General features: G+C 36.5%; 10 protein-coding genes. 1 reads left to right on the plus strand and 9 read right to left on the minus strand.

Annotated elements, in window-relative coordinates:
• Positions 1–173: 173 nt before the first annotated feature.
• Both OK18_RS05220 and OK18_RS21575 read right to left on the minus strand, forming a co-directional pair.
• On the minus strand, positions 174–3,134 hold the full coding sequence (locus OK18_RS05220; protein ID WP_053327332.1) for a reprolysin-like metallopeptidase: 2,961 nt from the start codon (positions 3,132–3,134) through the stop codon (positions 174–176).
• A gap of 359 nt (positions 3,135–3,493) precedes the next feature.
• The gene (locus OK18_RS21575; RefSeq protein WP_053327333.1) at positions 3,494–5,521 is read right to left on the minus strand and encodes a M43 family zinc metalloprotease; all 2,028 of its coding nucleotides are present in this window, start codon (positions 5,519–5,521) and stop codon (positions 3,494–3,496) included.
• Positions 5,522–5,592: 71 nt separating this feature from the next.
• On the opposite strand from OK18_RS21575, the gene OK18_RS05230 reads away from it, so the two are divergent.
• A complete protein-coding gene (locus OK18_RS05230; RefSeq protein WP_050019589.1) occupies positions 5,593–6,075 on the plus strand; it encodes a hypothetical protein in 483 nt (160 codons plus the stop codon).
• On the opposite strand, the gene OK18_RS05235 is transcribed toward OK18_RS05230, so the two are convergent.
• The 7 genes from OK18_RS05235 to OK18_RS05265 all read right to left on the minus strand — a co-directional run bounded on the left by OK18_RS05235 (position 6,072) and on the right by OK18_RS05265 (position 14,632).
• Positions 6,072–6,740, minus strand: a complete 669-nt coding sequence (locus OK18_RS05235; protein WP_053327334.1) for a DUF6048 family protein — start codon at positions 6,738–6,740, stop codon at positions 6,072–6,074. The two genes, OK18_RS05230 and OK18_RS05235, sit on opposite strands and share 4 nt — an antisense overlap.
• Complete coding sequence (locus tag OK18_RS05240; RefSeq protein ID WP_053327335.1) at positions 6,706–7,182, minus strand: DUF6452 family protein; 477 nt, start codon at positions 7,180–7,182, stop codon at positions 6,706–6,708. The genes OK18_RS05235 and OK18_RS05240 overlap by 35 nt, the downstream gene beginning before the upstream one ends.
• A 31-nt stretch (positions 7,183–7,213) precedes the next feature.
• Positions 7,214–8,623, minus strand: coding sequence for a 23S rRNA (uracil(1939)-C(5))-methyltransferase RlmD (gene rlmD, locus OK18_RS05245; protein ID WP_053327336.1), 1,410 nt, complete (start codon positions 8,621–8,623; stop codon positions 7,214–7,216).
• Positions 8,624–8,730: 107 nt separating this feature from the next.
• A complete protein-coding gene (locus OK18_RS05250) occupies positions 8,731–10,272 on the minus strand; it encodes a TlpA family protein disulfide reductase (protein ID WP_053327337.1) in 1,542 nt (513 codons plus the stop codon).
• 876 nt (positions 10,273–11,148) lie between these two features.
• The gene (locus OK18_RS05255; RefSeq protein WP_053327338.1) at positions 11,149–11,916 is read right to left on the minus strand and encodes a succinate dehydrogenase/fumarate reductase iron-sulfur subunit; all 768 of its coding nucleotides are present in this window, start codon (positions 11,914–11,916) and stop codon (positions 11,149–11,151) included.
• Between the two features lie 24 nt (positions 11,917–11,940).
• Positions 11,941–13,953, minus strand: a complete 2,013-nt coding sequence (locus OK18_RS05260) for a fumarate reductase/succinate dehydrogenase flavoprotein subunit (RefSeq protein ID WP_053327339.1) — start codon at positions 13,951–13,953, stop codon at positions 11,941–11,943.
• Between the two features lie 16 nt (positions 13,954–13,969).
• On the minus strand, positions 13,970–14,632 hold the full coding sequence (locus OK18_RS05265) for a succinate dehydrogenase cytochrome b subunit (protein WP_050019585.1): 663 nt from the start codon (positions 14,630–14,632) through the stop codon (positions 13,970–13,972).
• Between the last annotated feature and the right edge of the window lie 63 nt (positions 14,633–14,695).

The following is a 14,695-nucleotide window of genomic DNA, read 5'->3' on the forward strand; positions in this document are numbered from 1 at the left end:
AATGTTCTCATTATAATATTAATCACACAAATCTAATCATTTTTTATTATTAATTTATAAGTACAATTAGTTTTTTTCTACAAAATTTTAACAATAATTCCACTTCTGCTTTAAATAAAGTAATCCCCGGGATATCCCGGGGATTACGAATTATTCAAAATGAAATTTAATTTTTATTTTTTGATGAACTTGGATTTGAATTGCTCCATACCTTTATCATCAATTGTAATCATATATCCACCTTTTACTAAAGCTGAAACATTGATTCTACCACCATTGATAACACCACTGTTTACCAATTGTCCTGCAGCACTGTAAATTTTATAGGTAGCTTTCTCTGAAACTTTGGTTACATTTAAAATGTCAGTTGCCGGGTTTGGATATAACTGGATACCGTCATTTTTAATAGTAGATTCTGAAGTTGATAAAGTAGAGGTTATCATCACGTTATAATCTTCCGTTTCTCCATAACTAAGAGCTCCACAAGCTCCTATTAATGAACCTCCTACACTACCAGCTCCCCCGTATAGAAGTATAACTCTCATTCTTACAGGCTGATCTGTCACTGCTGATTGTGGCACAGTAAATGATCCTGTAATAGGTCCTGTTATCTGGTTTACAGGATAATTAAGAACTCTTTCTGAGTCTTCAAAAGTTCCATTCTTATTAAAGTCAATCCAGGCTGCCACTGTATCCAAATCAGGATTTCCTACTGATACAGATATTGGATAGGTATTTCCTTTAATCAAATTGATCTGAAGAGAAGGGTCTATAGTATAGTTCGAGTAAGTTGTTGCACCGGTACTGTTATTAATATTAGCAAGTGTTACATTCGAAATATATTCATAATCGATATTATTGGACTGTGAAGTACAGTAAACCAAAACCTGCATTGTAAAATTCGCTGATGGTGAATATGTACCTGTAGTTCCATTACATATTGTAGCTACCTGTAATTCATATGCCGCTCCTTCCAATAAGTTATTCAAGGTTACAAAAGGGCTATTCACATTCAGCTCGGTCCACGTTGTATCACTTACTTTTTTATAACGAACCTTATAAGTAGCTCCAGCAACAGGCTGCCAAGCAACATTTGCAGTGACTGCCGTCACATTAGATACCACTATATTTATTGGGGCTGCTCCGTCACAAGGTGCAAACGCCTTAACTATAATCGATTTAACTGCATAGAAAACGTTTCCTATAGCAGAGACTCTTACTTTAACTGTTTGTCCGTTCAATGCCGATGGGAAAGTAACATCTTCAGCCCCATCATTAGCTGTAGAGGAAGATAACACAGTCCATGTAGTTCCATTATCTGTTGTATAATCAATCTTTACATTGGAAACATTATATGGAGCTGCTGCTGTATTTGCCACCTCCCACTCTATAGCAGAAGGAGCATTGCTATTGGCATATAACGAGTTAATTTTAAATGGACCATCATTGCCTACAACAATAGTTTGTTCTGCATATTGAGTTTGTTGTTGATCCGGAGCTGGATTATTATCCCTTACCGTAACGGCAAACTTTGTAGTTCTAGGCACCATAGAAACGGATTCCCATTGGTTATTTGAATTATTTAAAACACCAGACAATACTGAGGACAATTTAGGAAAATATCTTGTAGGGCTTGTAGAAGGTGCAATCGATCTGAAAGTAGCTCCTGTAGTAGTTGTTCCTAAATTATTCTTATTAATAGTAACACTAGCATTATCTATTTCTTCCCAAGTATAAGTTAAAGGGTCATTTTCAGGATCCGTAGCAGAGGCCGTTAAAGCAAATGCTGTTCCTTTAGGAATATTATAAGTAGGTAAAGGAGCAATTACAGGAGGATTATTCGCAACAGGAGTTTCTATATCGCATGTTTTTGCTATCAGGTTTGCCTGTACCTGCTTAATACTCGCAATATGGAAATAAGGATCTGAATGCTGCTGAACATCAGTATTAGCGCCTGTAATTCCCGCATATCCCATAATCGTAGAACCTGAACCTGGTTCCTGGTTTACACCAGCTGTTTCTAAACTATGGGCAAAAGTGTGATTAGCTCCTAATTGATGTCCTAATTCATGGGCAACATAATCTATATCAAAATTATCTCCGGAAGGAGGAAACTGAGGAGATGGATCAACACTTCCTGTAGCAGGAGATGTAATTCCGGCTCCTTTTCCTAATGAATTATTATTGGCAGGAGCAATACAAACGCAACCAATACAACCTGCATTTCCTCCACCACCGGAAGCGCCAAATAAGTGTCCTATATCATAGTTTTCACTTCCTACAATTGAAGTAAGCTTTTGTTGTAGTGCTAAATTCCATGAAGAAGGTGGTTGCAATGCATTGGTAACCGTTGCATACGGGTCAGTTGCCGGATTATCATAAATAAGAGCTGGATAACTTAACACATTTAAATGCAGCGCAAAATCTTTCTCAAAGACAGCATTTACTCTTGTTATAGTAGCATTGATCTGAGCAACAGCATTGGCAGTACCTCCAAAGAATGTAGTATACTCCCCCGTTACAGACATTGCCAGTCTCATAGTTCTATACTTTTTATCAGATGTTCTTCCAAAATCAGTAGGTTGGTTATGGAATGAACTTCCTTCGCGCTGTAAAGCTCTGATCTGACTCTGTGCTACGGGATCCTCAGTTGTTGAACATAAAAACCCGTTTTCGTTTTTTCTTGTTTTCGGATGCACTCCATAGATTGTTTTATCAGCATTGACAGGGCTGATAAACTCATAGCCACCATCTTTGATGATTGTTGATTGAAAATCATTCGGAGCAACAGAAAATCTAAGATATTTACCCGGGTCTTCTAAGCTAACCCCAGCATAAGAACCTAACTGATACTGTTCAGCAAACTCTTTTGTCATAACAGGAAAACTATACACTGCAAATTTTTCAATTTTCCCTCCTAAAGTAGGAAGTAAAATTTCAACAGGCTTAGAATTAGGTCCCATCTCCTGAGCATTTTTAAGCTGAGCCCTGATTTTATCAAGATCCAACTTATAATAACTCCGGATATTACTGGAACCCAGCTTTTCCCCTCTTCCGTAGGATGTTGGCGTCCATTGCGCATAAGCAGAGATACCAAGTACACTACAAAATAAAGTAGTAAGTAGTCTTTTCATAAATATTTGATTATTTCTTTCGCCCAAATATACTTATTTTATACTATGATTTCGCAAAATTTATGGATTAATTTAATATACAACGAGAATATAAAATTAAATATATAAGAAAAATATAAAAATTTCACTTTTAATACATATACAAAAAAAGCAATACATTTACTATAAAAACACAAATTATTGAAAAATTATCATTAATATAAATAATCAATAAAGCTTCCTAAAACCGGACAAAAAATATAAATCAAAAGCTTCCATACGTAGAGACAAAACATTATTTTACAATAACAGATACTCTTAATAAATTAAAAAAAATCCCCGGAAAAACCCGGGGATTTATATATGATTATAATGATAATTTATTTTTTTATAAACTTAATGTTTTCAGAAATTTTCTCATCTTTTATTGCAATAATATAATCACCTTTTAATAACTCTGATACATTTATCTTGTTATTATCAATTGTACCTTTCTTCACAATTTGGCCGAGGGTATTATATATTTCAAAAGTGGCCTTATTTGATACTTTAGTTATATTTAAAACATCATTTACCGGATTCGGATAAATCCCTATTACAGCCTTGTCTTTTCTGATTTCTTTTGTTGACAGTGCACCCGTTACTTTGAATATTCTCTGTTGTGAAGTTGTAAAATTATTACCTGCCACTACGACTTTACCTGCAGAATTTAAAATCCTGTAGTAACCATCATATTGGTAAATACCATCGTTTTCGCTGTCATTTATTGTAAAAGTATAACAATCATCCTGAGGAAGCACCAGGCTTTGAGTCATTACCGGCGGAATAGGCATTGTGTTTGGATCAGCCACATCCTGATATGGCCCTCCATTATACAATACTGTACCTGCACTATTAGTAATACTCCACGTAGTTTCTGAGCCAAAATAATCTAATTGCAGCTCAAGTGTAAAGTTATTATTGGATACAGGAACCGTATTTCCAATCACTACTGACGCTGAATTATTAGTTGATCTTTGATCTGAAGTTCCGTTCACAGAGGTAATCTCAGCAGAAATAGTACCTGATGCAACTCCGGTTGGAATATTGATCAAAGCATATTTATCCTGAGCTAAGTTTCCACTCCAATTTGTTGTCTGCATAGCACCTCCATTCACAGAATAAGTAATTACAGCAGAGGTAAGCGGACTTGTACCTCTATTATATATTGAGAACTGTACAGTGGCAGGAGGCTGAGAATCAGTACAGGCATTTGCGCTACAACTTCTTTCCCCTTTCAATTCAGCATCATTGGCAAATAAAGGAATAGGAGCATCTGCTGTAGATGTTATAAGCTCCATCCTTCTAGGGGAGTTATTCATCACTGCAGTGATTCTGTCTTTTTGATTAATGGTAAAAATATTCATACATGAATCGTTTGTATAATCCATATAGTTTTCAAACATTTCATCAGTAGTATTACAATTATTTGGTTTTGGATGCGTAGGACATCCTCCGTTAGAACTTTGATGAGTAGGAGTATCTGCGCAAAAATCATCTCCACAGGCAGAGTCTCCCCAGATATGTCTCAATCCTAAAAAATGTCCTACTTCATGAGTCATTGTTCTTCCTCTGTTGTAAGGAGCGTTTAATAAGAAGGTACCATCATTATAGGCAATACTACCAAATGTGGAATAGTTTGCTACCACACCATCAGTATCAGCATAGCCACCATTTGCAGCTAATCCCGGTAGAGTAGAATTTGAGGGAAACTGTGCATAACCAAGCAATTGAGAATTTGAGAAATTAACACTCCACATATTCATATATTTGGTAGGATCCCAGATTGTAAGTGGCTTTACATAGCTATCAATAGCGGAAGTTGCCCATGAAGTCTGGCATAGGTTGACACGGTCTATACCATCTGTAGGATTACCATTCGGATCAACTTTAGCCAGCGCAAACTGGATCATGGTATCAGCTCCTACAGGATTGGTGTTATAACCAGGTGTCCCTGCTAACTTTCTATAGTCATTATTCATCACTGTAATTTGTGACTGAACCTGTGCATTAGTAATGTTAGGTGCCACTCCTAATGCCTGGCCACTGTGAATAACATGCACAACAACAGGAATTGTGATCACTCCTCCATTTTGAGATTTGCTGTTGTCTTTTTTTGCATTAGCAATCAAAGGAGCAATCCATGCTTCAAATTCTGCATCTGACATTCTTTTGGGATTATTCTTTTGTAATGTCGCTTCATACTCTGTTGAGGCACACCTAATAAACCCATTTGTTTTCCTTAGCTCATCAATTGTATACTTCTTTCCAAAAACAATTTTATCCTGATTATTTTTCTGTCCATAAATTGAATAAAAAAAAGCCAGAAGAAGTAAAATAGATACTTTCGAAGTAATTTTTCTTTTCATTTAATAATTTTTAATTAATTTCACAAATATATTATTTTTTATCATAAATATTTAACTAGTATAATATCAAAATGAAACAAAAATTATTAATTATATTGACAGTAATATCATTTTTCAATATAAATTGTGTACCACAGAAGAAAGAATACAGTAATAAAAGCCCTTCACAAGCAGGACCACAAAAATATCAAATCGAAAAAATAGAATTAAGTGAAGAAACAAGGGGAACGCATAGGATTTTTACATTAACGCCAACTTCTAAAACCACATCTGTAAACGGCACTTCGACAACGGCAGTTATGTCATCTACAGAATGGGAAAATATAATAAAACAAGTTCAGGAAATAGATTTGGCTAAAATCTCCTCACTGGAGTCTCCCACAACCAATAGGTTCTCAGATAGAGCTTTATCTTCTTCCATTTTGATTGTAACCCCTGAAAAAAGATACCAATCTTCTCAATTTGACGCAGGTATCCCTCCCAAAGAATTAGAAAACCTGTACAGAATTCTTATAAAGGGAAATCAGAAGCCTTCTAAAAAGGCTATACGTTAAAATTTATACGCTATATTCCATGCAAATCCCATATTGAATTTGGAAGAACTCCGCCCAAATCCCGGGACGATCATAGGTGAAATATCATCCTGTTTAGAAGTGTACATCCAATACCGGGGCTGCAGATTCACATCTATATAAAAATTGGAATCAAACAACTGTACCCTGCCTCCCAATGTTCCTTCTAACCAAAAGGTAGATTGTGATGACGATGGAAATGCTACTGATGAAGTACTCCCTCCAAATCCACGAACAGGAATTGCCATATACTCCTGATTATAGAAAGATCCGGCAACCTTCCCCCCGGCATAAAAACCATTGAATTCGTTTTCTGCATCTTTAGCTAACATATAGAAAGCCCCCAGTTTAATGAACGGACCACTTGCCTTTGCATCATAACCATTCTTCTGGTATATATTCTTTTCAAAACCAGCTTCTGCAATGACATGGAGATTTTCTTTCAGCCTGGAAGAAATAAAACCCTGGTATAGCTTTCTGTCAGAGAAAAAGGCAACTCCTGTGTTAAGCACATCAAGACCAACCATAAAATTGGGCTCATACTTCCAGTGCTCCTTTTTTACTTCTTTTTTCTCCTGTTTATCCTGAGCCCAGCTTATTATTCCTAATACACTAAAAAAGAAGGTATAGATTAGTCTTGTCTTCATTCTCTATTTGATTTAGTCCTTCTTCCAGGTTTTGAACAGGATTAGGAGTGATTAATTGTGAACTTAAATTATCATAATTTTTTTTGATCCCGCATCCCGGAGATACGTAGGTAGATCTGGTAGTATAGTTTATTCTAACCTTGGATTCAGTCCCTTTGGTGCTTACCTTAAAATATACATCGGTATATGGCGAATCATCTACCCTTAAAGGAATCAGCCTTGAATCTATTTTGGTCTGCCAACCCAGATCTACTTTACCGGATCCATAGTCAACAGCAACATTCAGGGAATCTACAGTCATTGGTTTTCCGGACTTTATTGATATAAAAGCCACTTTCATTCTGGGAGTTCCTTCTCCGCTTTCACAGATATCATCATCCCCTCCACAGGAAAACAGAATCCCCAGAAAACAGATTGTTATGAGAAATTTAAGGTATTTCATACTATGATTTGAAATTCAAATTTAAATAAATTTATTTTTTAATCAATAAAGCAATGTTTTCAACGTGGTGTGTTTGCGGGAACATATCTACCGGCAATATCTTAACTAATGTATAATGGTCTTTCATTAAGGCTAAATCCCTGGCTTGTGTAGCCGAATTACAGCTTACGTAAACCACTTTTTCCGGAGAAAGTTTCAAAATCTGTTCCACGACTTTCTGATGCATTCCGTCCCTGGGAGGATCAGTGATTAAAACGTCTGCTTTAGGATGATTAGCCAGGAAGTCGTCATTGAAGATATCTTTCATATCTCCACAATAGAAAGTCGTATTTGTAAGTCCGTTCAATTCCGCATGTTCTATCGCTGCATCAATAGCTTCCTGTACTGATTCTATACCGATTACCTGTTTTGCGTTTCTTGCCACGTATTGAGCAATTGTTCCTGTTCCCGTATACAGGTCATACACTACTTCATCTCCTTTCAGATCTGCAAATTCCAATGTTTTCCTGTAAAGCTCCAAAGCTTGCTTATAATTTGTCTGGAAAAATGATTTTGGCCCGATTTTAAACTTCAGCCCATCCATTTCTTCCATCAGATATCCTTGCCCGGAATAAACATTAATATCCAGATCGTAAATTGAGTCATTGGCTTTTGGATTAATGGCATACACCAATGTTTTGATTTGTGGAAACTTCTCTAATATAAATTCAAAAAGCTTCTCCCTGTTTTCTTTTTCTTCTCTGAAAAGCTGGAATAGCACCATCCATTCTCCTTTAGAGTTCTGTCTCATCATTAAGGTTCTCAGGAACCCTTCATGATTTCTTACATCAAAGAAATCCAGTCCGGTTTCAACAGCATATTCTTTTACAGCCAACCTGATTGCGTTAGAAGGGTCTTCCTGCAGGAAACATTCTTTAAGATCCAGAATTTTACTCCACATTCCCGGGATATGAAAACCTAGCGCATCTTTACTTCCAAAGTTTTCTTCAGAGCTTATTTCATATTGAGTAAGCCATCTCGCATTAGAGAAAGAGAACTCCATTTTATTCCTGTAGAAATATTGTTCTTCAGAGCCCAATATTGAAACTGTTTCAAAATCTTCAATCCCCCCGATTCTTTTAATATTGTTATATACTTCTTCCTGCTTAAAAGCCAATTGCTTCTCATAGCTCATATTCTGCCATTTGCACCCTCCACAAGTACCAAAATGAATACATTTAGGCTCTACTCTGTAAGGTGATTTCTCAAGAACTTCTATAGCTTCGCCTTCATAATATTTAGACTTTGCCTTTTTCACTCTTATATTAACAATATCACCCGGAATTGCACCTGAAACCATTACTGTTTTACCCTCTTCTGTTCTTCCGATTGCAACACCTTTTGCTCCTGCATTAACAAGTTTGATGTTCTCAAGAATTATATTTTTTTTCTTCTTACTCATTCTAAAATTTTCTATTTTCCTGATTGAAACTTCACATTTCAGTTTGCAAAAATACAATAAAAAAAACCTTATCCGAAGATAAGGTTTCTATACTGTGTTAAAGTTTATTATTTTGTTGGAGCCGGCTGCGGGTTTGCTGGCTGTGGCGCTTGCTGCTGAGCAGAAGGTGCAGGCTGTAGTTGCGGCTGCATCTGCATATTTGGATCTACTTTTGGAGCTGATAACCCTGTCAGTTTATCCAGAATAGTCACTAATTCCTGCTCACCAAGGTTTACAAAAGATCTGCTGGCAATTTTGCCATCTTTATCAATGATTACAAAACAAGGTAATTTGAACCCGTAAACACCATATTTCTTTGCTATATCAGATTCCATTCCGCCCTCTGCATATACATTGACTCCCTGGATACCTTTCAGTAGAGAATTACTTGTTTTTACAAACTGATCTTTTGTATCATCCACATTAACGTATACAAAATTCATTTTAGATTTATAAAAGTTAACCACTTCCTTCAAAACAGGAATGGTAGCTTCACTGATATAAGGATTCCATGAAGCGTAGAAAAACAACATATAAGGCTTACCTTTGTTTTCAGAAAGCTTATAAGTTTTTCCGTCTTGCTTTACTAAAGCCGCTTCAGGGGCTGCTTCTCCGATTTTAAGACCTGTAATAGCCATCTGCATTTTAAGTAAATCACTTTTAATCGTGGCATCTTTAATATCGGAATCAATAATTTTCTTGATCTTTTCAATCTTATTCGCCGGGGTTGTCGGGTGAATGTCTGCCTGTGCCATTACAAAAGCCAATAAATAATCTTTCGCAGTCTGAGAGATATCTTTTTTAGTTTTTAAATACTTGGCAAATAATTCCGAAGTGGTAATATCTGTTTTTCCTTTACTGTTAGCTTCCGCATATTTCTGGAAATCCGGAGTCATCTTTACCAACAAATATTGTCTGTAAAGCGGAATTGTTTTCACCATTGCCTCTTTATCATCATCCAGCTTTGTTTCATAGTCTTTGAAAGCTTTTGAAGCCTTATATGACGGATTACCAGACATTGGACCATGTGACATTTCATAGTTGGCTAGCAAATTAAGTATTGTCACCTTCACATCATTCTTTTTCCATTCCAGCAATGCTTTACTAGGGTTAAATTTCTTGGCAAGCTCATCTACATTTTTATTAATGTCTGATTCTACTTTATGCATTCCTTTTAAGAATGTAGCTTCATCTCCGCTCATTAACTGACCTAAATTGACACTGGTACCATAGTCTCCTAAAAATTTCTGGCTTCCCTGAAGAAAGTCATTATTCTTTTTAGCATCACCGGTAATAATATATTCATTAGGGAAAGTAGCACCATTTCCTGAGATGTTAACTTTTTGTCCTCTCTCAAGGTAGATCAGGTTTTGTCTGCCGGCATAGTTGATCACATACATTCCATCTTTAGGAGCTTCAAAACTTCCGGAAAAGTTCCCGTTTTTATCTAAACCAATATTAACCAAAGGTAAGGTTCCCACTCCAGAAGCTTCTACAAATTCGATTCTTTCCAGTGGAGAACTTCCGGTAATTTTTCCTTTTACTTCTACTTTTTTTGAACAAGACATCACAAAAACTGTGATGATAAACAATAAAAGATATTTTTTCATTTCAATTTTTAATATTACACAAAAATACGCTTTTTAGGGCATCTTCATTCACACTGAATATTTTTTTTGAAAATTTTATTACACCTGGTCATAAAGGACATTGCTCCCCTTTTTTCCGCGTTATCATCTTCAAAAAAACACCCGAAAAGCTTTTTTATTATTAGTTTAACTATTCTCCAAATATATACTTATTCAGCAAAGAACACCTAAAGCCAATCAATAAGTTAACAAACTTTAACAGCAAAAAGATAAGCACAAAAAAATCGCCTTCGAAACGAGAGCGATTTTTAAGTGTTTTGAATCAATTCTATCCTTGATCTACAAGAGCAGACATGTATTCTCTATATATTCTTGCATTATTCTCAATAATATATATCCCAAAGCTCTCATCTTCTACCCAATCTGCAACAAAGTATTCTAAATCTTCCCTCTTGTAGTGTTTAAGGAGATATATAATTTACAGTAAACATAATCAATATCCCCATCCATAGTCATATGTTGTACAATAACCCGACATAAAAGGTAAAGGAGCCGCGGAACAATAACAATTTGAAGAATAAGTTTTACAACTTATGCCTTGATAACTGCAATAGCCTCCACAAAATCCATCGTTACCGTTTATTCCGCTCTCACTATTAAAAGCCCCACTAATAGTTCTCATTTCATTTCTTGATAATTTTTTTTTAAATTTTCTCATGTGTTTTTATTTAGATTTATCTTATAAAGATATCCACTCAAAAGCATTGAACAACACTACAAACCACTAATTAACAAAACATTAACCCGTTCAATTAAAAATTATCTAAGAAATATTAAATAAAAAAAATACCGTTTTTACAAACGGTATTTTCTATTGATAAAATTAATTTTATTTTTCTATCCTTGATCTACAAGAGCAGCCATGTATTCTCTGTTCATCCTTGCAATGTTTTCAAGAGAAATACCTTTAGGGCATTCAACTTCGCATGCTCCCGTATTTGAACAGTTTCCGAATCCTTCTTCATCCATAGCTTTCACCATGTTCAGAACTCTTCTCTTAGCTTCTATCCTACCTTGAGGAAGCAATGCATACTGAGAAACTTTAGCTCCCACAAATAGCATTGCAGATCCGTTTTTACAGGTAGCTACACAAGCTCCACATCCGATGCAAGCTGCAGCATCCATTGCTCTGTCTGCGTCTTCTTTCGGAACCGGAATTGCATTAGCATCCAACGTATTACCGGAAGTGTTTACAGAGATGAAACCACCTGCTGCCATCACTCTGTCGAATGCGCTTCTGTCTACCATCAAATCCTTGATAACAGGAAAAGCAGCACTTCTCCAAGGCTCAATAACGATCGTTTCTCCGTCTTTGAACATCCTCATGTGAAGCTGACAAGTTGTAATACCTGTATCAGGACCATGAGCTCTACCGTTGATGTATAGTGAACACATCCCGCAGATTCCTTCACGACAGTCGTGGTCAAATGCGATAGGTTCTTTACCTTCGTTAATTAAATTTTCGTTCAGGATATCCAGCATCTCCAAAAAAGAAGAATCTGTAGATACATCTGATATTTTGTAGGTCTCAAACTGACCTTTAGATTTATTATTTTTTTGTCTCCAAATTTTCAGCGTAAGATGTAAGCCTTTTTTTGCACTCATAATGTTATATTTATAGGTTGGAGATTATTTGTAACTTCTAGTTTTAACCTCGATGTTCTCGTATATCAGTTCTTCCTTATGCAATACTTCCGTATTGATATCCGGTCCCTGATATTCCCAAGCTCCGACGTATTTGTAGTTTACGTCATCTCTTTCCGCTTCTCCATCCGGAGTAGAATGGTCTTCACGGAAATGTCCACCACAAGATTCGTTTCTGTGTAGTGCATCGATAGCCATTAGTTGTCCTAATTCCAGGAAGTCTGCCACCCTGAATGCTTTTTCAAGCTCAGTGTTCATTCCTTCACCTTCACCAGGTACTTTTACATTTTTCCAGAAGTCGTTTCTTACTTCTTCAATTTCTTTAATTGCTTCTCTCAACCCTTCAGGAGTTCTTCCCATCCCTACTTTATTCCACATGATGTGTCCAAGTTTCTTATGGAAGTAATCTACAGAATGAGTTCCTTTATTATTCAGGAAGAAATCAATTTTCTCTTTAATCCCTTTTTCTGCTTCATCAAAAGCCCCTGAATTAGTTGGGATCTCCCCTGTTCTGATATCTGCAGAAAGGTAATCTGCAATTGTGTAAGGAAGTACAAAGTATCCGTCAGCAAGACCTTGCATCAATGCAGATGCCCCCAATCTGTTAGCACCGTGATCAGAGAAATTAGCTTCGCCGATTACAAAACATCCTGGGATAGTAGACTGAAGATTATAATCTACCCATACTCCTCCCATTGTATAGTGAACAGCAGGATAAATCTTCATCGGAGTTTTATAAGGATCATCTGCTGTAATTTTTTCGTACATCACGAACAAGTTACCGTATTTCTCCTCAACCCATTTCTTACCAAGGTCATAGATCTGCTGATCTGTAGGGTTATGAATATGTTTTTCGATAGCAGCTTCTTTACCTTTTTTAATGATCTCTGTAGAGAAATCAAGGAAAACTCCTTCTTTAGTATCATTATTTTCGATTCCGAATCCGGCGTCACATCTTTCTTTAGCTGCTCTGGAAGCAACGTCTCTCGGTACAAGGTTACCGAATGCCGGATATCTTCTTTCTAAATAGTAATCTCTGTCTTCTTCTTTAATATTTTCAGGTCTTAATTTGCCTTCCCTGATAGCTACTGCATCTTCAATTTTTTTAGGAACCCAGATTCTTCCTGAGTTTCTTAATGATTCAGACATCAGAGTCAGTTTAGACTGCTGGGTCCCGTGAACCGGAATACAAGTCGGGTGAATCTGTACATAGCAAGGGTTTGCAAAATAAGCTCCTTTCTTATGAATTTTCCAGGCTGCAGAAACGTTTGATCCCATGGCGTTGGTAGAAAGGAAATATACGTTTCCGTATCCTCCAGAAGCGATTACTACTGCGTGAGCAGAATGTCTTTCAATCTCTCCAGTTACAAGGTTTCTGGCGATAATTCCTCTTGCTTTTCCGTCAACAATAACAAGATCCATCATTTCATGACGGTTATACATTTTGATTCTACCTTTACCGATCTGACGGCTCATCGCAGAATATGCACCTAATAATAATTGCTGACCTGTTTGCCCTTTTGCGTAGAAAGTTCTTTTTACCTGAACCCCACCAAACGAACGGTTATCTAACTGACCTCCGTAATCTCTTCCGAAAGGAACTCCCTGGGAAACACACTGGTCAATAATATTTGCAGAAACTTCAGCCAATCTGTAAACATTAGCTTCTCTCGCTCTATAGTCACCTCCTTTGATGGTATCATAGAATAATCTATAGGTAGAGTCACCGTCTCCCTGGTAATTCTTAGCTGCGTTGATCCCTCCCTGAGCTGCGATAGAGTGAGCTCTTCTTGGAGAATCCTGATAACAGAAAGCTTTTACGTTATATCCTTGCTCAGCCAAAGTAGCTGCAGCAGAACCTCCTGCCAGACCTGTACCTACAACAATAATATCAATCTTATCTCTGTTGTTTGGTGCAACAAGGTTCATATGGTCTTTATGATTTTTCCATTTGTCCTTTAATGGACCTGCAGGAATTTTTGAATCTAATTTACTCATAATTAGTATATTGATATTATTGAGTTATAAAATGGAAAATTGCGATGAAAATAAATCCTGCAGGAATAAGGATAGAATACCATTTCCCCACAGCTTTAATCACCGGCGTATATTTTGGATGTCTTGCTCCAACAGACTGGAAAGAAGACTGGAACCCGTGTGCCAGGTGTAATCCTAATAAAACAAAAGAAATTACATATAAAGCCACTCTCCAAAGATCAGCAAACTTCTCATGAAGCTCCGGCCAGAAACGTTCTGCATCAGGAGATATTCCTTCCACATACTTATAGTTAATTTCATGTAACCAGAAATCATATAAGTGAAGCGCCAGAAAAGCCAGAACAACCGCCCCGGAAATGATCATATTTCTGGACATCCATGAAGAATTCATAGAAGGGTTGTTGGATTCATACTTTACCGGACGTGCTTTATTATTCTTGATCTCCAGCACAAACCCCATTACAAAATGAAATATTACTGCAAAGCCAAGAATAGGCTGCATTAAGAACTGCACAAAAGGATTATAGCCCATAAAATCAGAAGCCGTATTGAAGGCGTCCTTATTCAGAACTGATAACAAATTGGTCGTCAAATGCAGTATAAGAAAAATCAGCAAAAACATAGCTGATAATGCCATAGCATATTTTCTACCTATCGTAGAACTCGTTAAACCTGCCATATAAGTTTAAATTTGAATTTCCCACAAAATTAAGAAATGTTAACAATATCGAAAAGTGAGAAA

This window comes from Chryseobacterium gallinarum, assembly GCF_001021975.1.
Taxonomy (GTDB): Bacteria; Bacteroidota; Bacteroidia; order Flavobacteriales; family Weeksellaceae; genus Chryseobacterium; species Chryseobacterium gallinarum.